Below are 25,314 nucleotides of genomic sequence, written 5' to 3' on the forward strand. Positions count from 1 at the left end.
TTGCCGCCACGCCCAGCGAAAAGCCAGCCAAACGCCGGTTCGCGAAAACCGCCGTGCAAACGACTCGATCGTGGGCGAATGTCCAAAACCCTATGCGTGACCTTTAAGCAACGCATTGTGGCGAAAATGCAACGCATTTCGCCACAATGTCAAGGTCAAAGGTCAGGCTGTACGCGAGCTTCTGTAGACGGAAACACCGAGTTCGCGGATCTTTTTGCGCAGCGTATTGCGGTTCAGACCCAGCAAATCGGCAGCCTTGATTTGGTTGCCGCGGGTAGCCGTCAATGCCGCAAGTATTAACGGATATTCCAGTTCCGTCAGTACACGGTCATACAGGCCGGGCGGCGGCAGATTTTCGCCGAAGCTTGCGAAATAGCTGCGCATATTCTCTTCGACCGCCTGGGCAATCGTCATCGTACCGCTGCGGATCGGCCCTTTGTCGATCGGGCTATCGGGAACATCGGAGCGAAGCTCGGCATCGATGATTTCGCGGGTGATGACATCCTGTGGATAAAGCGCCATCAGGCGGCGGATGAGGTTTTCCAGCTCGCGCACGTTGCCCGGCCAGGCATAGGCCTTCATCAGTTCCAGCGCTTCCTGATCGAAACGCTTGGAGCCGAGGCCTTCCTTTTCGGCCTGCTGGACGAAATGGCGGACGAGATCGGGAATATCCTCCGCACGGTCGCGCAGCGGCGGCAGGCGCAGCGGCACGACATTGAGGCGGTAGTAGAGGTCTTCGCGGAAGAGACCCTGATTGATCGCCTGCTTCAGATCCTTGTTGGTTGCAGCCACGATGCGCACGTCGGTGCGAATCGGCGTGCGGCCGCCGACGGTCGTGTATTCGCCCTGCTGCAGCACGCGCAGGAGACGCGTCTGGGCATCCATCGGCATGTCGCCGATTTCATCGAGGAAAAGCGTGCCGCCTTCGGCCTGTTCGAAACGGCCCGTAGAGCGGGTCTGTGCGCCGGTGAAGGCGCCCTTCTCGTGGCCGAAGAGCTCGGACTCGATAAGGTCACGCGGGATAGCCGCCATGTTGATGGCGACGAATGGGCCGTTGCGGCGCTTGCCGTAATCATGGAGCGCACGGGCGACGAGCTCCTTGCCGGTGCCGGATTCACCGGTGATCATCAATGTCAGGTCCGTCAGCATGAGACGAGCGAGAACGCGGTAGATTTCCTGCATCGCCGCCGAGCGGCCGACGAGCGGCATGCCGTCCTGCGTGTCGTCGTCGAGCTTGGCCGGCTTTCTCTTCGGTTCGGCGAGCGCCCGGCTGATGATACCGATCAGCTCTGTCAGGTCGAAGGGTTTGGGCAGGTAGTCATAGGCACCCTTTTCCGATGCCTTGATCGCCGTCATGAAGGTGTTCTGCGCGCTCATGACGAGAACGGGCAGGTCCGGCCGCGCCTTCTTGATGCGTGGCAGAAGGTCGAAGGCATTCTCATCCGGCATGACCACATCGGTCACGACGAGATCCCCCTCGCCGGCCGAAACCCAGCGCCACAGGGTCGCGGCATTGGAGGTAATGCGCACATCATAACCGGCGCGGCTCAAGGCCTGATTGAGCACCGTGCGGATGGCCGCATCATCATCGGCAACGAGGATCGTAGCTGTCATCGATTGGGTCCTGTCGAGCTTGCAATAGCGGCGTCATCAAGCGAGGTATCCTTGGAGGCCGGCATGAGGACGCGAAAAATAGTGCGGTTGTTCTGGCTGTCGCATTCGATGATGCCGCCATGATCGCCGATGATCTTGGCAACCAGGGCGAGGCCGAGACCGCTGCCATTAGGCTTGGTGGTGATGAAGGGGTCGAAGAGATGCGGCAAGAGGTCCGTCGGCACGCCGGGACCATTGTCGATGACGCAGAATTCCAGCGGCAGCGAGATTTTCTCGCGCGTGCCGGCGACCGAAAGACGGATGCCCGGGCGATAGGCCGTCGTCAGGATGATCTCGCCATCCGGCCGGTCACCAACGGCTTCGGCAGCATTCTTCACCAGATTGAGGAAAACCTGCACCAGCTGGTCGCGATTGGCGTAGACGGCCGGCAGCGACGGGTCGTAATTCTCTGTCACGCGGATATTGCGCGCGAAGCCTGCCTTGGCAACGGCCTTCACATGATCGAGTACGGAATGGATATTGACCGGCACACGGTCGACCGGGCGTTCGTCGGAAAAGACTTCCATACGATCGACCAGCGAGACGATGCGATCCGTCTCGTCGCAGATCAGCCGCGTCAGGGCGCGGTCGTCATCGACGACGGACTGTTCGAGAAGCTGGGCAGCGCCGCGGATACCGGAGAGCGGGTTCTTGATCTCATGCGCGAGCATGGAGGCGAGCCCCGTGACCGAGCGGGCAGCTGCACGATGCGTCAGCTGCCGGTCGATCTTGTCCGCCATCGACCGCTCCTGGAAAACGACAACAACCGAGCCCGGCTCGGCAATGACAGGCGCAACATAGAGATCAACGAGCTTGTCCTGGCCGAGGCGCGGCGAGCTCAAATCGACTCGGTATTCATTGACCGGGGCCTTGCGTTCGCGCACCTGGTCGATCAAGGCGAGGAGCGGGCTGCCGAAGGGAATGAAGGTCGAAATGCGGTAGCGGGAGAGATGCGCGGCACTGGCGCCAAAGAAGGCTTCGGCCTCCCAGTTGGCAAAGACGATGAAACCGCCCTCATCGACCATGACGACAGGGTTCTGGATAGCGTTCAGCACTGCCATCGCCATGGTGTTGACCGCATTTTCAGGGGAAGTCGTGCCGTCCGTGCTCATGCCGCCTCCCGCCGCTCTACCGCACCTGCCGCCATCGCATCGCCGAAACGGGCGATCACATCATCAGGATCGCGCGATGTCATGATCGCAGCCTTTTCCTCGCCGGAAAGGTCCGGCGCGAAGCGCTCCAGATACCAGCCGAGATGTTTGCGGGCGTGCCTGACGGCAACCGCCTCGCCATAGAATTCCAACATCATGCTATAGTGCTCGACGGCGATGGCCGCGATCTCCTCACGCTCGGGTTCACGGGCACCTGCCAGAACACCGGCATGCCACGGCCTGCCCTGGCTGCCACGGCCGATCATGACCGCATCGGCGCCCGAGCGGCGCAGGATCTGCTGCGCATCCTCAGCCGTTTCAACATCGCCATTGGCGATCAGCGGCACGGAAATGACATCGCGCACGGGGCGAATGGCATCCCAGTCCGCCCTGCCCGTATAAAACTGCATACGAGTGCGGCCATGGATGGTGATGAGTTGAACCCCCGCCTCTTCGGCACGCTTGGCTATATGTGGCGCATTAATGGAATTCTCGTCCCAGCCGAGGCGCATCTTCAGCGTCACCGGGATATCGACTGCCTTGACGGTCGCCTCGATGAGTTCAAGCGCATGATCGGGATCGCGCATCAGCGCCGAACCGGAATAACCGCCGATGACCTTCTTGGCCGGGCAGCCCATGTTGATGTCGATAATATCGGCGCCGTGATCGGCCGCGATCTTGGCAGCTTCGGCCATCCAGTGCGCCTCGCGGCCGGCAAGCTGCACCATATGCGGACGGAAACCGGCAGCTCGAAGGCGCGCCCAGGATTCGGCGGTATCGTTCACCAGTTCCCGGCTTGCCACCATTTCGGTCACGACGAGGCCCGCGCCATGGCGCCAGGCAAGCTCGCGGAATGGCATGTCCGTGACACCCGACATGGGCGCAAGCACAACGCGGTTCCGCACGGGCACGGGTCCGATTCGGAAAGGCGATGCGAGGTCCTTGGAAATCAAATGATTATCTTTCAGGCACAGCATGTAACTGCATTATTTTTAGCCATAGTTCTGCGGCTTGCCAAGAGGGTCCAGAGCGAATTGATATTTTTTGGGCAAATGCTGGAAAAGGTCCGAGCAAGACGATAGAGCAACTGACATCCATTCCGCATATTTCAGGGATTTATGCTGCAAATGCATACTAAGCAACCGATATCGGCTGGAATTGTCGTCGTTGCGGCGGGCCGCGGCGAACGCGCCGGATCGTCAGAGGAAGGCCCCAAGCAGTACCGGATGATCGGCGGCAAACCGGTTATCGTCCACACGCTTGAAAACTTCATGACATGGGAACCCGCGACACACATCGTCGTCGTCATCCATCCAGACGACGAAGCGCTTTTTGCCAGAGCGTCCCGGCACATCATCTCCGCAACGCCGATCGAGACGGTTCACGGCGGCGCGACCCGACAGCAATCGGTGCTGGCCGGTCTTCGGCACCTTAAGGATAAGGGCATCAGCCATGTGCTCATCCATGATGCGGTGCGCCCCTTCTTCGATCACCAGCTTCTCGACCGGATCGCCGATACGCTTTCGGCCGGCGCGCCGGCCGTGTTGCCTGCGGTACCTGTTGCCGACACGCTGAAGCAGGCCAGCAGCGACGGAACCGTGCTCAGGACCATTCCGCGCGATCAGCTCTATGCGGCCCAGACGCCGCAATCCTTCGATTTTGCCACCATCCTCGAAGCGCATGAGAAGGCAGCGGAAAGCGGCAAGACGGATTTCACCGACGACGCCTCGATTGCCGAGTGGCTCGGTATTCCCGTGACGATCGTCGAAAGCGCTGCAAGCAACGTGAAACTGACAGTCAAGAGCGATATCACCATGGCCGACGATAAACTCTCGAGCGCCCGTATTCCCGATGTGCGGACCGGCAACGGCTATGACGTGCATCAGCTCGAACCCGGCGACGGTGTAACGCTCTGCGGCGTCTTCATTCCGCATGACCAGAAGCTCAAAGGCCATTCGGATGCCGATGTGGCACTGCATGCGCTGACGGATGCGCTGCTTGCCACCTGCGGCGCCGGCGATATCGGAGACCATTTCCCACCCTCCGATCCGCAATGGAAGGGTGCGGCTTCCCGTATCTTCATCGAACATGCCGCAAAAATCGTGCGTGATCACGGCGGAACCATTACCAATGCGGATGTCTCGCTGATTGCGGAAGCGCCGAAGGTCGGGCCGCATCGCGAAGCCATGCGCGCCAATCTTTCGGAATTTCTCGGCATCGACGTCGAGCGCTGCTCGGTAAAAGCCACCACCAACGAGAAGATCGGTTTCGTCGGCCGCCGCGAGGGGATTGCTGCGATCGCAACGGCAACCGTCGTCTATGGAGGCAAGAAGCGATGAGCCTGTTTCCCGCAGATATCACGTCGATGGCGGAAAACATCATCCGCAATTTCACGGCAGCGGGCCTGATGGTGTCGACGGCAGAGTCCTGCACCGGCGGACTGATTGCCGGCGCGCTCACGGAAATTTCGGGTTCGTCCGCTGTCGTTGACCGTGGCTTCGTGACCTATACGAACGTGGCCAAGATGCAGATGCTCGGCGTGCACGAGGAAACGCTTGCCCATTTCGGTGCGGTTTCGGAGGAGACGGCCCGGCAGATGGTGCATGGCGCCCTCTTCCGCTCCCGCGCCCACCTGGCGGTCGCAGTGACGGGTATTGCCGGTCCCGGGGGCGGATCGCCGGAAAAGCCGGTCGGGCTGGTGCATCTTGCGGCGAAATCACGTTCAGGTAAGCTTGTCCATCGTAAGATGCTGTACGGAGACATCGGCCGCACGGATGTCCGGCTGGCGACGATCCGCACAGCACTTCAAATGCTTATCGAGATTGTGTGATTTTGAGTGACGGAACAAAAGGCAGGAATTTCAGTTTCTGCCTCGTCCAGGCAAGAGCCGGTTTTGAGGGACCAGTCAAATGAGATATTTCGCATGCATCGGTGTCGTCTTGAGCCTCGCCTGCGTTTCGGCGGCTGAAGCACCATCCAACTATCAGGTTTATGGCGGCGTGCGGGTGGATTCCGATCCCGTTCTGCTGCGCAAATACGACCATGCGCTCCGCCGCTGCGAGCCGGAAGCGCTAGGCTATCGCGGATCGCCTGATACCACCAGCCTGCTCTACAACGCGGCACTCAGAGGCTGCCTCTATCGCTACAGCTTCACCGATCGCGGTGCCTACGCCTATCCGGCAACACAGATCTTCGACCATTTCTTCGATCGCTGAGCAAGGCTCTATCGGCTGTAGATCGTCGCTGCCCGCTTTTCGAAGGCTTCCGTGAACATGCGGAAAGCCCTGTCGAACATTGACCCCATGAGCGCGCCGAGAATGCGGCTCTTGAACTCATAGTCGATGAAGAAATCGACCGTGCAGCCGTGGCCTTCCGCCTCAACGAACCGCCAGCGATTGTCGAGGTAGCGGAACGGGCCGTCGATATATTTGACATCGATGACGCGCTCGGCCCTGTTGAGCAGAACCTGGGTGGTGAAGGTTTCGCGGATTGCCTTGTAGCCGACCGTCATGTCGGCGATCAGCAACTCCTTGCCGTCGCGCTCCTTGCGGTTCTTCACCGACAGGGCTTCGCAGAGCGGCAGGAATTGCGGATACCGCTCGACATCTGCGACGAGGTCGAACATCTGGTCGGGCGTGTGCGGGACGGAGCGATGCGTTTCGAATTGCGGCATGAAGCGCAGTTAAGCTGGCACACGGAGAAGATCAAGAAGCGCGCGCATCTGCCGGCGGGATTTCACCTGCAAAACCGGTACATGCGGCCCATGGGCGGCGATCGCGGCTTTGACTCTCGGCGTAAATTTTTCTTCGAAAGTCCAGATGAACTCCAGAAACTGCCAATCGACCTTTTCGATGCAACCGGGCGCCATTTCCGGACGCGTGCGGCCGAGATGCTTCAACCAGCGCGTCATCACGCCCCAGACGCAGAGCAGGCGCGGCATGCGCACCCAGATGACGATATCGGTGCGCGGCAGGCGGATATCGAAAGTGGAGGTATTGGTGCCGTCCATGATCCAGCGCTCGCCGGCGATCCTTTCGACGATCCGCTCGCGCTGCTCTTCCTTGCTGCGCTCGACCCAGCCGGGCAGCCAAAGAATATCGCGGTCGATCGAGAGATAGGTCAGTTCGAACCGGCGCGCCAGCTTCTGCGCAAGCGTCGACTTGCCGCCGCCTGAGCAGCCGATGACCATGATGCGCCTTGCGTCACGGATCCGGCCGGCGGCAAAGGCGTCGTCGACATAGTTGATTACCTCGTCCGATTGCCGTTCCATCGCAAACTCCCTTCTTAGCCATTTGCAGCCGGCAATCTGGAAAGCAGTTCATCGCTCTCCCGGAAGGATTTCAGCGTCAGAATCGGGATGCCGCGGCCATGGCTTGCCAGCATCGCCTCGAATTGCGGCGCCTCTCGCTTTTCGAACGTCCAGATGTATTGCAGGAATTGCAGGTCGATCCGCTCAGGGCATCCCGGTGCCATTTCCGGCCGGGTCTGGCCGCGATATTTCCACCAGCGTCCAAGCACGCCGCGCACGGCAATGCTACGCGGCGGGCGGCGCCAGAGCACCATATCGGCGCGCGCCAGGCGGATCGGCAATGTGCTCGGGCTATTGCCGTCCATGATCCAGCGCTCGCTGGCAATGGCATCGCGGATGCGCTGAACGGATTCCTCGCGCGGACGCAGCTTCCAGCCAGGCAGCCAGAAGATATCGCGGTCCATGGAGATGTAAGTCAGTCCGAAGCGCCGCGCGAGTGCCTGGGCAAGCGTCGACTTGCCGGTGCCGGAGCAGCCGAAAATCAGAAGACGCTCGACGCGAGGAATGATATCGGCAGCCTCGGCAACAGAGACAGCACGAATGGGTTCAGGCGACGTCGTCACTTGATGCATGGCAAACTCGCTTTCGACAGGATCGCCTTCGCGCAGGGACTTAACTGCGAAGAGCGGCGTGCTGGCTAGCTGCTTCGCATGACCTGATGATGACAGTGAAGTGCACAACGAAAAACCGCGGCAAAAATCGCCGCGGCCCCATCAAAACAAAGGGGTAAGCTTTACTCGGCCGCCATCAGCAGCTTTTTCTCACGCGCAGCCTTCAGGCGGGCGAAGTCGTCGCCGGCGTGATGCGAGGAGCGCGTCAGCGGACTGGAAGCGACCATCAGGAAGCCCTTGGTGTAGGCGACCGTCTCGTAGGACTTGAACTCTTCCGGCGTGACGAAGCTTTCGACCTTGTGGTGCTTGCGAGTCGGCTGCAGGTACTGGCCGATCGTCAGGAAATCGACATCGGCGGTTCGCAGGTCATCCATGAGCTGAAGAACTTCGTTCCGTTCTTCACCGAGGCCGACCATGATGCCCGACTTGGTGAACATGGTGGGGTCGAGTTCCTTCACGCGCTGCAGCAGGCGGATGGAATGGAAATAGCGTGCGCCAGGACGAACCGTCAGGTAGTTGCCGGCGACCGTTTCCATATTGTGGTTGAAGACATCGGGCTTGGCGGCGACAACGCGTTCCAAAGCGCCGGGCTTCTTCAGGAAGTCGGGCGTCAGGATTTCGATCGTCGTCAGCGGCGATGCGGCACGGATTGCCCAGATCACCTTTTCGAAATGCTCGGCGCCGCCGTCTTCCAGATCGTCACGATCGACAGAGGTGATGACGACGTGGCTGAGGCCCATCTGCTTGACTGCCTTTGCGACGTTTTCGGGCTCTGCCATGTCGAGCGCGTTCGGCTTGCCGGTGGCGACATTGCAGAAGGCACAGGCGCGGGTACAGATCTCGCCCATGATCATGAAGGTCGCGTGCTTCTTGTCCCAGCACTCGCCGATATTCGGGCAGCCTGCCTCTTCGCAGACGGTGACGAGCTTGTGCTCCTTTACGATCGAACGGGTCTCGGCATAGCCTTTCGAGGTCGGCGCCTTCACACGGATCCAGTCCGGCTTGCGCAGGACTTCCGTATCCGGGCGATGCGCCTTTTCCGGATGCCGCACGCGCTTTGCGTCTGGATTGATCGTGTCGAGAATGGTGACCATGTCAGTTCAACTTTCCGCCGCCCCATGCGGCCCGGATTGTCATATTGCGCATCATTCCTTTATTCAAATCTTTCGATCTGAACGGTCATGCGCTCTATCTTCGCACTAGGCGCGCGAGGAATATCAGGAGGCAGGCACCGATGAAACCCGTCACGAAATAGCCGAGCCTGCCGCCGGCGACCTCGATATGGAACTGCGCCAGGATGGCCGTGGCGACGACCGAACCGACAATGCCGAGCACGATGTTCAGCAGGATGCCGTAACGCGCTTCCATCAGCTTGCCCGCGAGCCAACCCGCAAGTCCGCCGACGATGATTGCCGAAATCCAGCCGATGCCTTCCATCCTGTCTCTACCCTACGCTATCGCCCTTGCGATCAGCACCACAACAATGGCGCCGACAGTGGCGTGGATGATCTGAACCACCAATGCATTTTCAATGCCCAGAGAAATCCCCAATGCATTGAACAAAAACCCGCCCACGAACGCGCCGATGATGCCGCTCAGGAGGCATCGTATCAACCCACCACCACCAACGACGAGGCTTGCGAGAAAGCCCGCGACCAGGCCGATCAGCAGAAAGATGAGAAGCGACTGCGTGCCCATAGACATGATGATTTCCTTTCGTTTTTTCCAGCCCGGGACGGGATGGATTTTCTATCCCGGGCGATGGCGCTCTGCCACGCCGGGATAGAGGGCAGCCCAGGAAATTATCAAGCGTTCAGAACGCGACCGTAAGCATCGAGCACGCTTTCCTTCATCGTTTCCGAAATGGTCGGATGCGGGAAGATCGTGTGCATCAGTTCTTCTTCGGTCGTCTCAAGGTTCATGGCGACGACGAATCCCTGGATGAGTTCGGTGACTTCAGCACCGACCATGTGGGCGCCGAGCAACTCACCGGTCTTCTTGTCGAAGATTGTCTTGACCAGACCCTGATCTTCACCGAGCGCAACGGCCTTGCCGTTGGCACTGAAGGGGAAGCGGCCGACGCGGATATCGCGGCCCAGTTCCTTGGCCTTGGCTTCGGTCAAACCGACGGAGGCGACCTGGGGGTTGCAATAGGTGCAGCCCGGGATCTTCAGCTTGTCCATCGGATGCACATTCGGCAGGCCGGCAATCTTTTCGACACAGACGACGCCTTCATGCTCGGCCTTGTGGGCCAGCAGCGGCGGGCCGGCAACGTCGCCGATCGCGTAGATACCAGGCACATTGGTCTTGCCGTAGCCGTCGATGGCGATGAAGCCACGATCGGTCTTGACACCGACAGCCTCGAGACCGATGCCTTCGACATTGGCCTGCACGCCCACAGCCGAAATCATGCGGTCAGCGGTGATCGTCTCAGTCGTGCCATCCTTCTTCTCGATGGTGGCAGTGATCGAGTTTGCGCCCTTCTCCACCTTGGAGACCTTGGCCTCCAGATGGATCTTCATGCCCTGGCGTTCGAACTGCTTCTTGGCGAGAGCGGAGATTTCCGCATCCTCGACCGGCATGACCTGGCTCATGATTTCGACGACGGTGACGTCGACGCCCATGGTGCGATAGAAGCTTGCGAATTCGATGCCGATGGCGCCCGAGCCCATGACGAGCAGGGACTTCGGCAGTTCGTCGGCCTTCATCGCTTCGAAATAGGTCCAGATCAGCTTGCCATCCGGCTCGATGCCCGGCAGCGCACGCGGACGGGCGCCGGTCGCAATGATGATGTGCTTGGCACTGTAGGTGCCCTCGCCCAGCGCGTTCTTCGGCACCGGACCCATCGGTTCCATCGGCTTCTTTGTCGTCTTGGAAACGACAATCTCGGCCATTTGTGAACCAGAAGAGGGCTTGGTGATCTTGGCTTCGCCCCAGATGACATCGACCTTGTTCTTCTTGAACAGGAAGCCGACACCGTTGTTCATGCGGTGTGCGATGCCGCGCGAACGGGTAACAATCGCCTTGATGTCGGGCTTGATCGTGCCTTCCAGCACCAGGCCGTAATCCTTGCCGTGCTGGGCGGTATGAAGGACGTCAGCCGAGCGCAGCAGCGCCTTGGTCGGAATGCAGCCCCAATTGGAGCAGATGCCGGCCAAATGTTCGCGCTCGACGCAGGCGACCTTGAGGCCGAGCTGTGCGGCGCGGATGGCGGCGATATAGCCGCCGGGACCGGAACCGATGACGATGACGTCGTAGGATTGAGCCATTGCTTTCCTGCCTTTGTTACGCTCCCGCGCGGGTCATCAAAACCCATGCGTGCTTCTTGCTGTTATCGAAGAGCGGCACCGCACTCATGCGCGCCGCTTCCGAAAATCCGTTTCTTCCGTAAAGCGACAGAGCCGCTTCGTTACTATCCGACGTGATCAGGCTGACCGACAGCCCGTCTGCCCTTGCGAGCTGATCTTCCAGCAACCTCTTGCCGATGCCGATACCGCGCATATGGCGATAGACCGCGAGACTGCCAATGAACCAGTTTCCGATCACCGATCTCTGCATCGCCAGCATCGGCTCTATGGCCGGATGCCGCGCTTCGAGATCGCGTATGCCTTCATCCACTTCATAACCGATCGCCATACCGGCGATCTCGTCATAGGCCTCGCCGATGACGGCATTCTTCCAGCCGCCGAGCGCCTCGTCGCTCATCTTCAGCCGGCCCCGCTCCAGCGGCGTATCGCTCATGCCGCTTGCGACATCGGCAAACCAGAGCCATGAGGCAAAGCCGTGAGAAGCAATATCCGCCAGTATCGCCAGTTCCGAAGCATCCCGGCGGGAGGCCTGCCGGAGAGCGAGAAAGGCAGTCATCGTCAGAGACCCAGCATCATCCGCACGATGGGCTCAAGGCCGCGACCGAGCGCACGCGTATTCTCCGCATCGAGGTGAATACCGTCGATCGGCGTGGTCCTGGCGACGGAATTGCCGTCGAAGAAGCCGCAACCGAGTTCGTCGGCAAGGTCACGGTAAAGCGTCGGAAGCTTTGCCGATTCCTCGATACCACCGGGAAACGAAGCCGCGAAGGGCACATTGCCCGTCGCGCAGATTGCCGGCGGCGCCACGATCAGGATCTCCGGCCCGTCGAATTCGAAGGGCCAGGCATGATTGCGGATCAGCCGCACCAGACGGCCGATGCCCTGGCACGCTGCAAAAGCCGAGCCGGCGACGACCGGCTTCATATCGTTGGTGCCGAGCAGCAGGATGACGAGATCGAGCGGCGCGTGCGTCTGCAGAACGGTCGGCAGAATGCGTGCGCCGTTGCGATCGCAATCGGCAAGATGGTCGTCAAAGGCGGTCGTGCGGCCGTTCAGGCCTTCCGCGATGACGCGAGCCTCGCTTCCGAGCGTTGCCTGAAGCACGCTCGGCCAGCGGTTCTCATAGGCATGACGACCGATCGTGTCGGCGTCATAGCCCCAGGTCAGCGAGTCACCATAGCAAAGAACAGTCTTCGTCATGTCCGCCCTCCCGCGTCCTGCTTAGACCAGCATGCCCATCGGATTTTCGATGTAGCCCTTGAAGGCCTGCAGCAGCTCGGCGCCGAGAGCACCGTCAACGCAACGATGATCGGTCGAGAGCGTGACGGTCATGACGGTTGCAATCGCCATTTCGCCGTTCTTGACGATGACGCGCTGCTCACCCGCGCCAACTGCGAGGATCGTCGCATGCGGCGGGTTGATGACGGCTGCGAAGTTCTTCACGCCCATCATGCCCATGTTGGAAACCGAGGTCGTGCCGCCCTGATATTCCTCGGGCTTCAGCTTGCGGTCCTTGGCACGCTTACCGAGATCGCGCATCTCGTTGGAGATGGTCGACAGCGTCTTTTCCTCAGCCTTGCGGACGATCGGGGTGATCAGGCCGCCGGGGATCGAGACAGCCACGCCGACATCGGCATGCTTGTGCTTGACCATGGCACTTTCGGTCCAGGAAACGTTGGCATCCGGAATGTCGCGCAGCGCCAAAGCCATGGCCTTGATGACCATGTCGTTGACGGAGAGCTTGTAGGCCGGAGCGCCGTCCTTGCGGGGAGCGGCGTCGTTCAGCTGGGCACGCAGCGCCATCAGCGCATCGAGTTCGCAATCGACCGACACGTAGAAGTGCGGAACGGTCTGCTTGGATTCGACGAGGCGGCGGGCGATCGTCTTGCGCATGCCGTCATGCGGCACGAGCTCGTAGGAGCCCTGTTCGAAGAGCTTGAGCACGGCTTCGTCCGAAGCGCCCTTGGGAGCGGCAGCGGCCGGAGCCGGTGCCGCAGCCCGCGGGGCAGCCGCAGCGCCCGGGGCAGCCTTGGCTCCACCACCCACAGCAGCAGCCTCGATATCGCTCTTGACGACGCGGCCATATGGACCGGTGCCGGCAACGGCGGAAATATCGATACCGGCTTCCTTGGCGAGGCGGCGGGCAAGCGGCGACGAGAAGGTGCGCGAGCCGTTCGAAGAGACTGCAGCCGGTGCCGGGGCAGCGGCCGGAGCCGACGGTGCCGGAGCAGGTGCGGCCTCAGCCTTTGTTTCGGCTTGAGCGGGAGCAGCGGCAGGCTTCGGAGCCGGAGCGGCAGAGCCGGCGCCGCTTGCAGCAGCGGCGACATCCTCGCCATCGACGGCGAGAACGGCGATCAGGGCATTGACCTTGACGCCTTCGCTACCGGCCGGAACGACGATCTTGGCAACCGTTCCTTCGTCAACGGCTTCGACTTCCATCGTCGCCTTGTCGGTTTCAATCTCGGCGATCACATCGCCGGACTTGACCTTATCGCCTTCCTTGACCAGCCACTTGGCCAGGTTGCCTTCTTCCATGGTCGGAGAGAGGGCGGGCATCGTGATATTGATCGGCATCGAAAGGCCCTCCCCTTATTTGTAGCAAACGGCTTTCACCGCATCGACCACTTCGCCGACATTCGGAAGCGCGAGCTTCTCGAGGTTGGCAGCGTAAGGCATCGGAACGTCCTTGCCGGCGATCGTCAGGATCGGCGCATCGAGATAATCGAACGCCTGCTGCATGACGCGCGTGGCGATTTCGGTGCCAACGGAGTTCTGCGGGTAACCTTCTTCGACCGTGACCAGACGGCCGGTCTTCTTGACGGATTCTATGACCGTCGGAAGATCCATCGGACGCAGCGTGCGCAGGTCGATCAGTTCAACGTCGATGCCGATTTTCTCGAGTTCGGCGACCGCCTTCGTGGCATAGGTCATACCGATACCGAAGGAGACGACCGTGACGTCCTTGCCTGGGCGATGGATGCGGGCCTTGCCGATCGGCAGAACGAAATTGTCGAGCTTCGGCACATCAAAATGCTGGCCGTAGAGAATTTCGTTTTCGAGGAAGACGACCGGGTTCGGATCACGGATGGCAGCCTTCAGCAGGCCCTTTGCGTCGGATGCCGTGTAGGGCATGACGACCTTCAGGCCGGGGATCGCGCTATACCAGGCTGCATAATCCTGGCTGTGCTGGGCACCGACTCGGGCAGCAGCGCCGTTCGGCCCGCGGAAGACGATCGGAGCGCCCATCTGGCCGCCGGACATATAGAGCGTCTTGGCAGCCGAGTTGATGATCTGGTCGATCGCCTGCATGGCGAAGTTGAAGGTCATGAACTCGACGATCGGCTTCAGGCCAGCCATGGCCGCACCGACGCCGACGCCGGCAAAACCGTGCTCGGTGATCGGGGTGTCGATGACGCGGCGAGCGCCGAATTCCTGAAGCAGGCCCTGGGTGACCTTGTAGGCGCCCTGATATTCGGCGACTTCTTCACCCATGACGAAGACGCTATCGTCAGCACGCATTTCTTCGGCCATGGCGTCACGAAGGGCTTCGCGCACCGTCATCGAGACCATTTCGGTACCGGCAGGAATTTCCGGGTCGTTCGGCACGAAAGCCTTGGGCTCGGCCGGAACCGGGGCGGAAGCTGAAGCTGCCGGCTTTTCTTCCTGGGCAACGGGTGCCGCAGCGACTGGAGCCGGCTGAACGGCAGCCGGAGCGGCGGAAATCGCGTCGGCAGATTCGCCGTCCTGCAGGAGAACGGCGATCTTGGCGTTCACCTTGACACCTTCGGTTCCGGCCGGAACCAAGAGCTTGCCGATGACGCCTTCGTCAACGGCTTCGACTTCCATCGTCGCCTTGTCGGTTTCGATTTCGGCAATCACGTCACCTGACGTGACCTTGTCGCCTTCATTCTTGAGCCACTTGGACAGCGTGCCTTCTTCCATGGTCGGAGAAAGGGCGGGCATGAGGATATCGATAGGCATGGGTTCCCTCCCCGATTAGAGCAGAATGTCGGTGTAGAGTTCGGATGCATCCGGCTCCGGATCGGCCTGGGCGAAATCGGCGCTGTCGGCGACGATATCGCGGACTTCCTTGTCGATCGCCTTCAGATCGTCCTCGGTTGCCCAGCCCTTTTCCATCACGCGCAGACGGACCTGCTCGATCGGGTCCTGCTCGGAGCGCATCTTCTGCACTTCTTCCTTGGTGCGGTACTTCGCCGGATCCGACATGGAGTGGCCGCGATAGCGATAGGTCAGCATTTCAAGGATGATCGGGCCCTTGCCCGAGCGGCAGTGTTCAAGCGCTTCATCGGCAGCGGCCTTGACGGCGCGAACATCCATGCCGTCCACCTGCATGCCGGGAATGCCGAAGCCGGAACCGCGGAGCGAATAGTTCGACTGCGCAGTAGCGCGAGCCGTCGAGGTGCCCATGGCGTAGCGGTTGTTTTCGACGATGTAGATGATCGGCAGCTTCCAGAGGGCAGCCATGTTGAAGCTCTCGTAGACCTGGCCCTGGTTGGCAGCGCCGTCACCGAAATAGGCGATCGAGACGCTGTCATTGCCGCGGTAGCGGTTGGCGAAGGCGAGACCGGTGCCGAGCGACACCTGGGCGCCGACGATGCCGTGGCCGCCGTAGAAATGCTTTTCCTTGGAGAACATATGCATCGAACCGCCCTTCCCGTGGGAATAACCGTTACGACGCCCGGTCAGCTCAGCCATGACGCCGCGGGCTTCCATGCCGGTAGCCAGCATGTGACCGTGGTCGCGATAGGCGGTAATGACCTGATCACCTTCCTTCTGCGCCATCTGCATGCCGACGACGACAGCTTCCTGGCCGATGTAAAGGTGACAGAAACCACCGATGAAGCCCATACCATAAAGCTGGCCCGCCTTTTCCTCGAAACGGCGGATGAGCAGCATCTCACGATAGGCCTTCAGCTCCTCGTCGCGATCGAAATCGGCAATGGGACCGCCATTCGACGCCTTGGCCGCGGACGATGCCTTGGCTGCGGATTTCGCACTGTTTTTGCGGCTGGAAACGGTCGCGGTTTTGCGCAACGCCATTCAACCCTCCCTATGGGTTTATCGGTTCTCAGGTGGCGCGTACCATAGGGAAGAAAAATGACCACAGCAATGCCATAATTGCATGGCTCATATTCGCAGACAAGTCATTGATAAGAAACAATAATTTCAAATTAACCCAAATCCGGTTAATTGCGATAATGGTTGTAGATTACAATCTCATCCGCGCGCGACATGTTGAGCTGATATCGTGCCTTTTCGTCGAGCATATCCTTGTCCAGCGAGCCGTCACTGAGGAGCGCCACCTGCGCTTCCAGATGCTCGCGCCTAGCCTTCAGCACTGCCAGTTCCTTTTCGCGCGCGACACGCTGGCGCTCGAACGCCTCCGTCGCACGCAGACCATAGTCACCGTGAATACAATGATAACCGAAATAGGAGAGGAAGGCGACAGTCATGGCCGGAATGACGAAGCGACCGGTCTTTCTCTTCTTATGATGCTTTGTCCACATACACTCATGCTCTGACGCATTACCAATCATTTCAACTTAACGCGCAGAGTTTAACCGTTCGTTGACTCTGAGCGATTCCGGAAGAGACTCAACAAAAAACCCGCGCCGGAGCGCGGGTTCCAAATGCCTGATTTCCAAGATCGTATTAGCCGCGAATGATGGAGCGGCCGGCATACTGAGCCTGGGGGCCGAGACCTTCTTCGATACGGATCAGCTGGTTGTACTTGGCAAGGCGATCCGAGCGCGACAGCGAGCCGGTCTTGATCTGGCCGCAGTTGGTGGCAACTGCGAGATCGGCGATCGTGGAATCTTCGGTTTCGCCCGAACGGTGCGACATGACGGCGGTATAGGCTGCCTTGTGCGCAGTGTTGACCGCATCGAGCGTTTCCGTCAGCGAGCCGATCTGGTTGACCTTGACGAGGATCGAGTTGGCAACACCCATGCGGATACCGTCACGCAGGCGAGCCGAGTTGGTGACGAACAGGTCATCGCCGACGAGCTGGCACTTCTTGCCGACAAGATCGGTCAGCGTCTTCCAACCTTCCCAATCGTCCTCTGCCATGCCGTCCTCGACGGAAATGATCGGGTACTTGCCGACGAGTTCGGCGAGGTATTCGGCCATTGCGCCCGGCTCGAGCGTGCGGCCTTCGCCTTCCATCACATACTTGCCATCCTTGAAGAATTCCGTCGAGGCGCAATCGAGGCCGAGATAGATGTCTTCGCCCGGCTTGTAGCCGGCTTTCTCAACCGACTTCATGATGAAGTCGAGGGCTTCCGGGGCGCTCTTCAGGCCCGGTGCAAAACCGCCTTCGTCGCCAACGTTGGTGTTGTGCCCCTGGGCGGCGAGTTCTTTGCGCAGCGTATGGAAGACTTCCGAGCCCATGCGCACGGCTTCCCGGATCGAATCTGCGCCAACCGGCAGGATCATGAATTCCTGGAAGTCGATCGGGTTGTCGGCATGGGCGCCGCCGTTGATGATGTTCATCATCGGAACCGGCAGGAGGCTTGCGGAAGCGCCGCCGACGTAACGGTAGAGCGGCAGACCGGCAGCCTCAGCGGCAGCCTTGGCGACGGCGAGCGAAACGCCGAGGATGGCGTTGGCGCCGAGGCGCGACTTGTTCGGCGTGCCATCAAGCTCGATCATGATCTTGTCGATCTGGATCTGGTTTTCAGCGTCGATGCCGCCGATGGCGTCGAAGATCTCGGTGTTGGCGGCTTCGACGGCCTTTTCGACACCCTTGCCGAGATAGCGCTTGCCGCCATCGCGCAGTTCGACAGCTTCATGCGCGCCGGTCGAAGCACCCGAGGGAACAGCCGCACGGCCCATGCTGCCGTCTTCGAGATAGACATCGACTTCGACGGTGGGGTTACCACGGCTATCGAGAATCTCGCGGGCGATGATATCGGTAATTGCAGTCATGGTTTTTTCCTGCTCGGTGGGTGGGTAAATCGTTTGAAACCGTCTTAATCGAAGGTGCGCAAATTACAATGCCGCAATTTTGCACGTTCGGGCAGCGCATCAGACGTGGCCTATAGCACAATCATGTCAGGGTTTTGAAGGGAACGTCAGTCGCCGGCCAGCATATCCCACCCATCGAAAGACGATAAACTGCTTATCCGGGCAGAATGTTGGCAAGCTGCCACCGTCGGCAGCAACCCACGGCTGAACATTTCCACAACAGCCCCAATTTTGGACGGCTTCCCGCCCTTTGATTTCAGCCTTCGGTAACTATCCCGACTTAATTTTTAACGCCTGGGCGAGACTCTCAAAAGTCAGTCGTTCCGGCCGCTCAGGCAATGTGGAACGGTTGGAACGAACAGCTGGGATTCTCTCCAAAAACAACCAGTACGGGATTTTATCGACTCTCTTGGCGGCATTTCAAATGAGGCACAGATGAAACTCAATATCGCACGCAGCCTTGCCATTTTCGGTGCCGTTGTCATCCTCGGACTGGTCACCTCCATCGGCTTGCAGAATTACGCATTCAACATGCTTCGTGTGAACGGCCTGATGTATAAACAGATCATCTATGGCAAAGATCTCGTCGCCGATATTCTCCCACCGCCGCTCTATGTCATCGAACCCTATATGCTCGCGCTCGAAGCCGTCGAGCAGCCGGCTACGGCAACGGCCAATATCGAACGCATTCGAACGGTTCTGAAGTCGGCTTATGAGGACCGCCGCAAATATTGGTCCGAAACGCCGCTCAGCGCCGATCTCAAACGCAAGCTTCTCGATGACGTTCTCGTCAAGGGCGACGCCTTCTGGCAAGTCATGGATGAGGAGGCGGTCCCTGCGATCCTCAAGGGCGACAAGGCCGCCGTCGAACCGGCGCTCCTCGAGCTTGCGACGAATTTTCATGTTCACGAAAAGGCCGTGAACGAACTCGTGGCGATGGCGAACGCCTTCCAAGCGGATGCCGAAAAACAGGCAGCAGAACAGACGGAACTGCTCTCCGCCGTCACGCTATCGGCCGCGGCACTTTCATTCGTGCTCATCGTTGCCGGGCTCTACATGTTCCGTCGGCGCGCGATCGTGCCGCTATCGGCGATGCGCGACTACATGGCCGTCCTCGCGAGCGGCGACTATTCCCGCGAAGTTCCCTATGTCAGACGATCCGACGAAATCGGAGAAATGGCGCGCGCAGTCACGGTCTTTCGCGAATCGGCAGAAGAACGGAACGCCATACGCGCGCATCAGGACGAGGAACGGCAGACACAGATGCGCCGCGATGCCGAACTCGACGCATCGAAGAGCGCGGAGAATGCCACGCGCCAGGGCGTCATCGAAAGCCTGAGTGCCGGCTTGGAGCGTCTTTCACGCGGCGACCTGACCGTGCGTCTCGACGAGCAGTTCGCCAACACTTATGAGAAGCTTCGTGAGACCTTCAATACAAGCATCATCATTCTTTCCGATGCCATGAAAGACATTTATGCCGCCACGAATACGGTCGGCGACAGTTCGCGCGAAATCGCGCTCAGCACCAATGATCTGGCACAGCGCACCGAGAGTCAGGCTACTTCACTCGAACAGGCGGCTTCGGCGCTGGATCAGATCACGGTCACGGTGAAAAACTCCTCGGAGCGGGCCCAGGAAGCCAATGCGATGATGTCGGCCACGAAGGAAAGTGCAACGCATTCCGCCAAGATCGTTTCCGAAGCGGTTACCGCTATGGAAAAGATCGAGGAATCTGCTGTCAGGATCGGCGATATCATCAACGCCATCGATGAAATCGCGTTTCAGACCAATCTTTTGGCGCTCAATGCGGGTGTCGAAGCAGCACGTGCCGGAGACGCCGGGAAGGGTTTTGCCGTCGTCGCCCAGGAAGTCCGCGAGCTCGCCGGCCGGTCCGCCAATCTCGCCAAAGAAATCAAGCTTCTCGTCGAGACGTCGTCGCGACAGGTTTCCGCAGGCGTGGCACTTGTCAACCGTACCGGCGAGGCACTCGGCGATATCGACCGCCAGGTGCTGCAGGTGACGGCGCTGATCGAAGCGATCGTGCGCTCGTCTTCGGAACAGTCGGTCGCGCTCGTCGAGGTCAATGCTGCCGTCAACCGTATGGATCAGGTGACACAGCAGAATGCGGCGATGGCCGAGGAGACGAATGCCGCCTGCCGAGAGCTCGGCAATGAAGCGTCCCATCTCGGGCGCCTGCTCTCCCGCTTCGCGCTTGAGGAAAGAACCCCGTCCCGCGCGGCAGCCTGATGCTGCCTGTCGTTCACGCGGCTTTGGCGACCGCGTCGAAGGCGAGAAGCTTCTCCAGAAGCCGCGGCATGTCCTTGAGATAGACCATGTTCGGTCCGTCGCAGGGCGCGTTGTCCGGATCCTGATGGGTTTCGATGAAGACACCAGCGACGCCGACAGCGACGGCCGCACGGGCCAGCGTCTCCACGAACTGCCGCTCGCCGCCGGAGGTTTCCCCCTGCCCGCCAGGCTGCTGGACTGAATGCGTGGCGTCGAAAATGACGGGGGCACCCGTTGCTGCCATGATCGGCAGGGAACGCATGTCGGAGACCAGCGTATTGTAACCGAAGGACGCACCACGCTCGCAGAGCAGAATGTTCGGATTGCCGCTCTGGTTCAGCTTGCCGAGCACATTCTTCATGTCCCAAGGCGCCAGGAACTGGCCCTTCTTGACGTTGATGACGCGGCCGGTCTTGGCAGCCGCGACCAGGAGATCCGTCTGGCGAGACAGAAAGGCTGGTATCTGCAGGATATCGACGACCTTACCCACTTCGGCGCATTGTTCTTCGTTGTGGATGTCGGTCAGAACCGGAATGCCGAGTTCTTTCTTGAGATCGGCGAAAACTTCCAGCCCCTTTTCAAGGCCGACACCGCGTTTGCTCGACAAGGAAGAACGGTTCGCCTTATCGAAAGAGGTCTTGTAGACGAGCCCGATGCCGAGCTTGGCGCAGAGTTCCTTCAATGTGCCGGCAACCATGAACGCATGGTCACGGCTTTCCATTTCGCAAGCGCCGGCAATCAGCGACAGGCGTGAAGCATTGGAGAAAGTGACCTTGCCGACGCCTTCGCCGACCGTCACCACGGAGTTGGTAGTAGAGCTCATGATGTTTCCTCAAAGGCGAAGAGCACGCCCTGGCCGGGCGCAGGCTTCACCAGAATACGGTTGCCCTTGCGTGTATAGGTCACCCCGTTAGCAGCCAAATGCGCTTCTGTCACGGCCAGATCGCCGACAGCAAAGCGGATCGCCCGACCGCGCAGACCACGATCGGTATCCGACGTGGCAAGATCGAAATAAGCCTCCAGCCCTTCCGGGGTCATCAGGCTGATCTTTGCGTTTCCGGTGGACACATCCAACCCGAAACTCGTGACATCAGCAGAAGCGGCTTTTGCCATCGAGCAAACGAACTCGCCGAAAGCTGTCGGCTCGGGGGCCGCGAGCACGATCTCTGCAATGCCTGTGACACCATTGGCATGGGCCTCCAGCGTATTCCGGTTGGCAGGGAGAGGATTGATGCGCTCGACAGCGAAGAGAAAGAAATCCGGTGCCCGGAGGTCGCCAGCGAAGGCGAGCCGGAAGCCGGCAATATTCTCCGTGCCATCCGGCATTTTCACCGGGCGCTCGAACTGCAACACAGAACCGGCACTCACACTGTCTTTCACGAATCGAGCATGTTCGTGCTTTGCATCCGCCGTCGCGAAGGCAATCGCAGACAGTCCTTCGCTACCGCACCGGAAACGAAAAGCCTGATTGCGGGCGGTGAAGACATTGCCTTCGCGCGCTGTCTCCTCGCTCACTTCGACGCTCGCAACGCCTAGCGGCTCCAGATAGGTTTTGTCGGCGAAGAAAACGCAGGCATTTTCCGTCCCGAAGGGATGGCGGGCATCCGGCGCGACGGTGAAACCAAGTTTGCCCAGTCTTTCGCGGGCAAGGTCGATATCGGTAACCGGCAAAACGAGATGATCGATCGGAAGCGTGACTTGGCTCATTAGGTCCCCTCCAGCAGTCACAAGGAGATGTGCTTCAGCAGGCGTTGCGAGACAAGGCCGGGAAGGCTTGGGGCCGAGAAAAATAAAATTCTCATCAGAATGAACAGAAGTTTTACGAAAATTTAGCTACTTGCGGAACACATATGGAACATATAGTGTCCGTTCTGGATTTGTTTCAAGACTGGGGTTACACGCCATGCTCACGCGCAAACAACAGGAACTCCTTCTTTTCATTCACGAAAGGATGAAGGAGTCAGGCGTTCCGCCGTCTTTCGACGAGATGAAGGATGCGCTGGATCTGGCCTCGAAATCCGGCATTCATCGGCTGATCACGGCGCTCGAAGAACGCGGCTTCATTCGCCGGCTTCCGAACCGGGCACGTGCGCTCGAAGTCATCAAACTGCCGGAAGCTTATAGCCCGAGCCTGCAGCCACGGCGTGGCTTTTCGCCGAGCGTCATCGAAGGCAGCCTTGGCAAGCCCCAGCCAGTAGCACCTCCCGCCTCGGCAAAGCCAGCACCTGCTGCAGACAACGGCAATTCGGTTTCCGTTCCTGTCATGGGCCGCATTGCCGCCGGTGTGCCGATCTCGGCAATCCAGAACAATACGCATGACATTACCGTTCCCACCGATATGCTCGGCTCCGGCGAACATTATGCGCTCGAAGTTCGCGGCGACTCGATGATCGAAGCCGGCATCTTCGATGGCGATACCGTCATCATCCGCAATGGCAGCACGGCTAACCCGGGCGATATCGTCGTCGCGCTCGTGGATGACGAGGAAGCAACGCTCAAGCGCTTCCGCCGCAAGGGCGCATCGATTGCGCTCGAGGCAGCAAACCCTGCCTATGAAACACGTATCTTCCCGCCGGATCGCGTCAAGGTTCAGGGAAAACTCGTCGGCCTCATTCGCCGCTATCACTGACCGGTGACTGGCCTGCGTCTGTGAATGTATCACTGCGCCAGTCATAGGCGCGGTGGCGTATCCAGGGTCTCTGCAATGGACCGAATGAGGTTACGACATCGATTCCCTTAGCGGTGAATCGAAGTTCGACAGAACCTGTCTTGCGCAGCGTCTCGCCGGTAAAGAGCAGCGCGCCGGAACGGCAACGGTCGAAGTGCAATCGGACGGGTGTCACGACGATATCAGCCGTATCGCAGGCTGGTCCGAGATAGGCAGCATCGTCGATGACGATCAGCCTCTTTCCATTGCCGAGCAAGGTGGTGCACCAGGCGCCCTTCAGGCAGGAGAAGCGTGACGCCGGGTTGATGGCGACTGCCTGTCTCATTGTCTCTCTGGCTTCATTCTGCTGATCGGGTGACAGTCGCAGTCTTTTGCCATCAGCCGCAGTCAGCGCACTTGCAGCTTGGAGCATAACCGGCTTCTGATGCTCTTCGATGGCAAGTGCCCTTTGCCATTGTTGGAAGATGAAGGCGGGCGGCTTTTCACGGTTCGAAGCCATCACCTCTCCATCGATTATAGCGACCAGGCTGCCATCTTCGGAGATGGTGATGTCGGGTATCGCCTCTGACGGAAACAGTACAACAGCGATCGTCGAGACCGCGACAATCGCCGTTCCCATGTGCCGTAGCCGGGTCCTGAGGAGGGTCAGCAGCAGAAAGCCAAGGACGGCTGTTGGAAAATACCAGCCGGGCAAACGGCCCACATCTATATTACCGCCCCAAGTCGATACCGTCTTTGCGATGACGATTACGAGATCGAGCCCGAAGCCTGCCACCTGCCATGCCCAGCCGTCCAGGCCAAAGGGCATCAGCAACATGGCAATCATGCCGAATGGCATGACGACAAACGTAATGACAGGCATCGCCGCGAGATTTGCCGGCAAGCCATAGGCCGTCAGCCGGTGGAAATGCTCGATCGAAAACAGTGCCGTCGAAAAGCCACCGATCAGCGACGTCAGGAAAACGCCACCAAAGAAGCCACCGACCACGAAGAAGGGTTTCATGATCGGAAGTTTGGCGAAGGCATTCTCCCGCATCGGTCGCCCCTTCCAGAGGTCGTATCCGGCGACCAGGGCAAGTGTTGCGGCGAAAGACATCTGAAAGCTTGGTCCGAGCACTTCCGATGGCGAGACCGCGAGGATCACGAGAGCGGACAGGGCGACGTTTCTGAGACTGATCGACGGCCGATCGAAGAAGACGGCAACCAGCATGATCGCCATCATGATGAAGGCGCGTTCCGCGGAGACGGCAAAACCCGAGATCAGATAGTAAGCAGTTACCGCTGCGAGTGCGCCGGCAGCCGCAATCTTCTTGGTCGGCCACGCATGTGCAATGCCTGGGAACAGGCTGAGGATGACGCGCAGACCGACGAAGAAGATACCGGCGGAGAGCGCCATGTTGAGGCCGGAGATCGCGATGATGTGGGCAAGACCGGATTGGCGCAGCGCTTCTGTCGTCTCATCCGAAATCGCCCGTCTCTCGTCGGTGACAAGCGAAGCGGCAAAGGCTCCGGTGTCGCCGGGCAAGGTGGTGCGGATCCGATCGCCGATGCCGCTTCTCAGCCGGTAGAGCCACTCCAGGGCAGTCTCATGGACCGAACCGGCTCGCTCCGGCTGTTCTGCAGCCCTCTTCGGTGCTCCGTAGAAGAAGCCGTTGGCGCCAATGCCGTCAAAATAGGCGCTGAAGGCAAAGTCATTGAGGCGGGGAAGCGCCGGTCCTGCCGGAGGCGTGAGACGCGCCCTGCCCTCGATGACATCGCCGAGTTCGAACGGCTGGGTAGCCCCGCGGACCAGCACTGAGATGCGTTCGGGCGGACGCTTGATCGCAGGAGCATCCGTACCGGTGACGTCAAGAATATAACGCCAGCGCCCTTGGCCATCGCCTTCTCGGCGTTCGATCCGGCCGGTCACCGTTGTCGTTACGGCTGAATCGAGGATCAGGGTCTTTGTCCGCCATGTTTCGATCTGCGCCGAGAGCATTCCACCGGCAAAAAGAAGGAGAGCAAGCAGCGTCGCCCGCAGTTTCGTCCGGGCATAACCGCAGAGCGCAACGGCAGTAAGGAGCACAGCCAGGCAGAGGGCGAGCGAGACGGCCGAAAAGTCCGAGGCGGCCAGAAACCAGGTCGCGGCACCCGCGCCAAGGAAGACCGGCGAGAAGAGGATGAGGCGACCGTGGCCGGCCTCTTCGGCGGCCATACGCATCGACAACCCGACGTATCGTTTCGCAACGGTCGCCAATCGCCATCGAAATGGGATTTCAACCTGCGTCCTCGCCGATTGCGTCACAATGGCGCGCAGGGCAATACCGGCAAAATCCATCTTTTCATCAATGGATTGCTCTTG

Annotated in this window: 25 protein-coding genes; 5 read left to right on the plus strand and 20 right to left on the minus strand. The window is 59.8% G+C overall.

Annotated elements, in window-relative coordinates; genetic code table 11:
• Window positions 1–162 precede the first annotated feature (162 nt).
• From ntrC to dusB, 3 genes are read right to left on the minus strand one after another with little or no spacing between them, the layout of a single operon-like run.
• Window positions 163–1,614, minus strand: a complete 1,452-nt coding sequence (ntrC, locus tag H4W29_RS00270; RefSeq protein ID WP_192727179.1) for a nitrogen regulation protein NR(I) — start codon at window positions 1,612–1,614, stop codon at window positions 163–165.
• Complete coding sequence (locus H4W29_RS00275) at window positions 1,611–2,765, minus strand: two-component system sensor histidine kinase NtrB (RefSeq protein ID WP_192727180.1); 1,155 nt, start codon at window positions 2,763–2,765, stop codon at window positions 1,611–1,613. Before H4W29_RS00275 ends, ntrC begins: the two co-directional genes overlap by 4 nt.
• Window positions 2,762–3,781 (minus strand): tRNA dihydrouridine synthase DusB, encoded by a 1,020-nt coding sequence (gene dusB, locus H4W29_RS00280; RefSeq protein ID WP_192727181.1) that lies wholly within the window; start codon window positions 3,779–3,781, stop codon window positions 2,762–2,764. Before dusB ends, H4W29_RS00275 begins: the two co-directional genes overlap by 4 nt.
• A 141-nt stretch (window positions 3,782–3,922) precedes the next feature.
• Between dusB and H4W29_RS00285 the strand changes: the two genes are divergently transcribed.
• The 3 genes from H4W29_RS00285 to H4W29_RS00295 all read left to right on the plus strand — a co-directional run bounded on the left by H4W29_RS00285 (window position 3,923) and on the right by H4W29_RS00295 (window position 6,019).
• A complete protein-coding gene (locus tag H4W29_RS00285) occupies window positions 3,923–5,143 on the plus strand; it encodes a bifunctional 2-C-methyl-D-erythritol 4-phosphate cytidylyltransferase/2-C-methyl-D-erythritol 2,4-cyclodiphosphate synthase (protein ID WP_192727182.1) in 1,221 nt (406 codons plus the stop codon).
• Window positions 5,140–5,634, plus strand: a complete 495-nt coding sequence (locus H4W29_RS00290) for a CinA family protein (RefSeq protein ID WP_192727183.1) — start codon at window positions 5,140–5,142, stop codon at window positions 5,632–5,634. The genes H4W29_RS00285 and H4W29_RS00290 overlap by 4 nt, the downstream gene beginning before the upstream one ends.
• A gap of 79 nt (window positions 5,635–5,713) precedes the next feature.
• Window positions 5,714–6,019, plus strand: a complete 306-nt coding sequence (locus H4W29_RS00295; protein ID WP_192727184.1) for a hypothetical protein — start codon at window positions 5,714–5,716, stop codon at window positions 6,017–6,019.
• An 8-nt stretch (window positions 6,020–6,027) separates the two neighbouring features.
• Here H4W29_RS00295 and H4W29_RS00300 read toward each other — a convergent pair whose 3' ends face one another.
• From H4W29_RS00300 to eno, 14 genes are all read right to left on the minus strand, one after another.
• A complete protein-coding gene (locus H4W29_RS00300; protein WP_192727185.1) occupies window positions 6,028–6,477 on the minus strand; it encodes a type II toxin-antitoxin system RatA family toxin in 450 nt (149 codons plus the stop codon).
• Between the two features lie 9 nt (window positions 6,478–6,486).
• Entirely contained in the window at window positions 6,487–7,074 is a 588-nt protein-coding gene (locus tag H4W29_RS00305) for a P-loop NTPase family protein (protein WP_192727186.1), read from the minus strand.
• 14 nt (window positions 7,075–7,088) lie between these two features.
• A complete protein-coding gene (locus H4W29_RS00310; protein ID WP_192727187.1) occupies window positions 7,089–7,685 on the minus strand; it encodes an AAA family ATPase in 597 nt (198 codons plus the stop codon).
• 161 nt (window positions 7,686–7,846) lie between these two features.
• Complete coding sequence (gene lipA, locus H4W29_RS00315) at window positions 7,847–8,818, minus strand: lipoyl synthase (protein ID WP_192727188.1); 972 nt, start codon at window positions 8,816–8,818, stop codon at window positions 7,847–7,849.
• Window positions 8,819–8,912: 94 nt separating this feature from the next.
• Window positions 8,913–9,161, minus strand: coding sequence for a GlsB/YeaQ/YmgE family stress response membrane protein (locus H4W29_RS00320; protein WP_192727189.1), 249 nt, complete (start codon window positions 9,159–9,161; stop codon window positions 8,913–8,915).
• 12 nt (window positions 9,162–9,173) lie between these two features.
• Window positions 9,174–9,428, minus strand: a complete 255-nt coding sequence (locus H4W29_RS00325; protein ID WP_007822459.1) for a GlsB/YeaQ/YmgE family stress response membrane protein — start codon at window positions 9,426–9,428, stop codon at window positions 9,174–9,176.
• Between the two features lie 101 nt (window positions 9,429–9,529).
• Window positions 9,530–10,993, minus strand: a complete 1,464-nt coding sequence (lpdA, locus tag H4W29_RS00330; protein ID WP_192727190.1) for a dihydrolipoyl dehydrogenase — start codon at window positions 10,991–10,993, stop codon at window positions 9,530–9,532.
• A gap of 16 nt (window positions 10,994–11,009) precedes the next feature.
• Window positions 11,010–11,588 (minus strand): GNAT family N-acetyltransferase, encoded by a 579-nt coding sequence (locus H4W29_RS00335; protein WP_192727191.1) that lies wholly within the window; start codon window positions 11,586–11,588, stop codon window positions 11,010–11,012.
• A 2-nt stretch (window positions 11,589–11,590) separates the two neighbouring features.
• Complete coding sequence (locus H4W29_RS00340; protein ID WP_192727192.1) at window positions 11,591–12,232, minus strand: SGNH/GDSL hydrolase family protein; 642 nt, start codon at window positions 12,230–12,232, stop codon at window positions 11,591–11,593.
• A gap of 21 nt (window positions 12,233–12,253) precedes the next feature.
• Entirely contained in the window at window positions 12,254–13,606 is a 1,353-nt protein-coding gene (locus H4W29_RS00345; RefSeq protein WP_192727193.1) for a pyruvate dehydrogenase complex dihydrolipoamide acetyltransferase, read from the minus strand.
• Between the two features lie 15 nt (window positions 13,607–13,621).
• Complete coding sequence (locus H4W29_RS00350; protein WP_192727194.1) at window positions 13,622–15,013, minus strand: pyruvate dehydrogenase complex E1 component subunit beta; 1,392 nt, start codon at window positions 15,011–15,013, stop codon at window positions 13,622–13,624.
• Window positions 15,014–15,028: 15 nt separating this feature from the next.
• The gene (gene pdhA, locus H4W29_RS00355; protein ID WP_192727195.1) at window positions 15,029–16,093 is read right to left on the minus strand and encodes a pyruvate dehydrogenase (acetyl-transferring) E1 component subunit alpha; all 1,065 of its coding nucleotides are present in this window, start codon (window positions 16,091–16,093) and stop codon (window positions 15,029–15,031) included.
• A 146-nt stretch (window positions 16,094–16,239) separates the two neighbouring features.
• Window positions 16,240–16,560 carry an FtsB family cell division protein gene (locus H4W29_RS00360; RefSeq protein WP_192727196.1) on the minus strand — a complete coding sequence of 107 codons (321 nt, stop codon included), beginning with the start codon at window positions 16,558–16,560 and terminating at the stop codon, window positions 16,240–16,242.
• Window positions 16,561–16,705: 145 nt separating this feature from the next.
• On the minus strand, window positions 16,706–17,980 hold the full coding sequence (eno, locus tag H4W29_RS00365) for a phosphopyruvate hydratase (RefSeq protein WP_192727197.1): 1,275 nt from the start codon (window positions 17,978–17,980) through the stop codon (window positions 16,706–16,708).
• A 474-nt stretch (window positions 17,981–18,454) separates the two neighbouring features.
• Here eno and H4W29_RS00370 point away from each other — a divergent pair, with 474 nt between their 5' ends.
• A complete protein-coding gene (locus H4W29_RS00370; RefSeq protein WP_192727198.1) occupies window positions 18,455–20,266 on the plus strand; it encodes a methyl-accepting chemotaxis protein in 1,812 nt (603 codons plus the stop codon).
• Window positions 20,267–20,279: 13 nt separating this feature from the next.
• Here H4W29_RS00370 and kdsA read toward each other — a convergent pair whose 3' ends face one another.
• Together kdsA and H4W29_RS00380 are read right to left on the minus strand one after the other, a co-directional pair.
• The gene (gene kdsA, locus H4W29_RS00375) at window positions 20,280–21,128 is read right to left on the minus strand and encodes a 3-deoxy-8-phosphooctulonate synthase (protein WP_192727199.1); all 849 of its coding nucleotides are present in this window, start codon (window positions 21,126–21,128) and stop codon (window positions 20,280–20,282) included.
• Window positions 21,125–22,012 carry a VOC family protein gene (locus tag H4W29_RS00380; protein ID WP_192727200.1) on the minus strand — a complete coding sequence of 296 codons (888 nt, stop codon included), beginning with the start codon at window positions 22,010–22,012 and terminating at the stop codon, window positions 21,125–21,127. Before H4W29_RS00380 ends, kdsA begins: the two co-directional genes overlap by 4 nt.
• A 196-nt stretch (window positions 22,013–22,208) precedes the next feature.
• Here H4W29_RS00380 and lexA point away from each other — a divergent pair, with 196 nt between their 5' ends.
• Window positions 22,209–22,934: a transcriptional repressor LexA gene (lexA, locus tag H4W29_RS00385; protein WP_112568048.1), complete on the plus strand. Its 726-nt coding sequence runs from the start codon at window positions 22,209–22,211 to the stop codon at window positions 22,932–22,934.
• Here the strand turns inward: lexA and H4W29_RS00390 are convergent.
• On the minus strand, window positions 22,915–25,290 hold the full coding sequence (locus tag H4W29_RS00390; RefSeq protein ID WP_246517078.1) for a ComEC/Rec2 family competence protein: 2,376 nt from the start codon (window positions 25,288–25,290) through the stop codon (window positions 22,915–22,917). The genes lexA and H4W29_RS00390 overlap by 20 nt on opposite strands.
• Window positions 25,291–25,314: the final 24 nt, after the last annotated feature.

This window comes from Rhizobium viscosum, assembly GCF_014873945.1.
GTDB classification, from domain to species: Bacteria; Pseudomonadota; Alphaproteobacteria; order Rhizobiales; family Rhizobiaceae; genus Rhizobium; species Rhizobium viscosum.

Coding starts and splice junctions, on each gene's coding strand:
- H4W29_RS00350 (WP_192727194.1), bottom strand. CDS start 15,013: ATGCCTATCGATATCCTCATGCCCGCCCTTTCTCCGACCATGGAAGAA.
- H4W29_RS00360 (WP_192727196.1), bottom strand. CDS start 16,560: ATGTGGACAAAGCATCATAAGAAGAGAAAGACCGGTCGCTTCGTCATT.
- lipA (WP_192727188.1), bottom strand. CDS start 8,818: ATGGTCACCATTCTCGACACGATCAATCCAGACGCAAAGCGCGTGCGG.
- ntrC (WP_192727179.1), bottom strand. CDS start 1,614: ATGACAGCTACGATCCTCGTTGCCGATGATGATGCGGCCATCCGCACG.
- lpdA (WP_192727190.1), bottom strand. CDS start 10,993: ATGGCTCAATCCTACGACGTCATCGTCATCGGTTCCGGTCCCGGCGGC.
- H4W29_RS00320 (WP_192727189.1), bottom strand. CDS start 9,161: ATGGAAGGCATCGGCTGGATTTCGGCAATCATCGTCGGCGGACTTGCG.
- H4W29_RS00335 (WP_192727191.1), bottom strand. CDS start 11,588: ATGACTGCCTTTCTCGCTCTCCGGCAGGCCTCCCGCCGGGATGCTTCG.
- H4W29_RS00275 (WP_192727180.1), bottom strand. CDS start 2,765: ATGAGCACGGACGGCACGACTTCCCCTGAAAATGCGGTCAACACCATG.
- H4W29_RS00390 (WP_246517078.1), bottom strand. CDS start 25,290: ATGGATTTTGCCGGTATTGCCCTGCGCGCCATTGTGACGCAATCGGCG.
- pdhA (WP_192727195.1), bottom strand. CDS start 16,093: ATGGCGTTGCGCAAAACCGCGACCGTTTCCAGCCGCAAAAACAGTGCG.
- lexA (WP_112568048.1), top strand. CDS start 22,209: ATGCTCACGCGCAAACAACAGGAACTCCTTCTTTTCATTCACGAAAGG.
- H4W29_RS00305 (WP_192727186.1), bottom strand. CDS start 7,074: ATGGAACGGCAATCGGACGAGGTAATCAACTATGTCGACGACGCCTTT.
- H4W29_RS00340 (WP_192727192.1), bottom strand. CDS start 12,232: ATGACGAAGACTGTTCTTTGCTATGGTGACTCGCTGACCTGGGGCTAT.
- eno (WP_192727197.1), bottom strand. CDS start 17,980: ATGACTGCAATTACCGATATCATCGCCCGCGAGATTCTCGATAGCCGT.
- H4W29_RS00310 (WP_192727187.1), bottom strand. CDS start 7,685: ATGCATCAAGTGACGACGTCGCCTGAACCCATTCGTGCTGTCTCTGTT.
- H4W29_RS00345 (WP_192727193.1), bottom strand. CDS start 13,606: ATGCCGATCAATATCACGATGCCCGCCCTCTCTCCGACCATGGAAGAA.
- H4W29_RS00290 (WP_192727183.1), top strand. CDS start 5,140: ATGAGCCTGTTTCCCGCAGATATCACGTCGATGGCGGAAAACATCATC.
- H4W29_RS00300 (WP_192727185.1), bottom strand. CDS start 6,477: ATGCCGCAATTCGAAACGCATCGCTCCGTCCCGCACACGCCCGACCAG.
- H4W29_RS00285 (WP_192727182.1), top strand. CDS start 3,923: ATGCTGCAAATGCATACTAAGCAACCGATATCGGCTGGAATTGTCGTC.
- dusB (WP_192727181.1), bottom strand. CDS start 3,781: ATGCTGTGCCTGAAAGATAATCATTTGATTTCCAAGGACCTCGCATCG.
- H4W29_RS00370 (WP_192727198.1), top strand. CDS start 18,455: ATGAAACTCAATATCGCACGCAGCCTTGCCATTTTCGGTGCCGTTGTC.
- kdsA (WP_192727199.1), bottom strand. CDS start 21,128: ATGAGCTCTACTACCAACTCCGTGGTGACGGTCGGCGAAGGCGTCGGC.
- H4W29_RS00325 (WP_007822459.1), bottom strand. CDS start 9,428: ATGTCTATGGGCACGCAGTCGCTTCTCATCTTTCTGCTGATCGGCCTG.
- H4W29_RS00295 (WP_192727184.1), top strand. CDS start 5,714: ATGAGATATTTCGCATGCATCGGTGTCGTCTTGAGCCTCGCCTGCGTT.
- H4W29_RS00380 (WP_192727200.1), bottom strand. CDS start 22,012: ATGAGCCAAGTCACGCTTCCGATCGATCATCTCGTTTTGCCGGTTACC.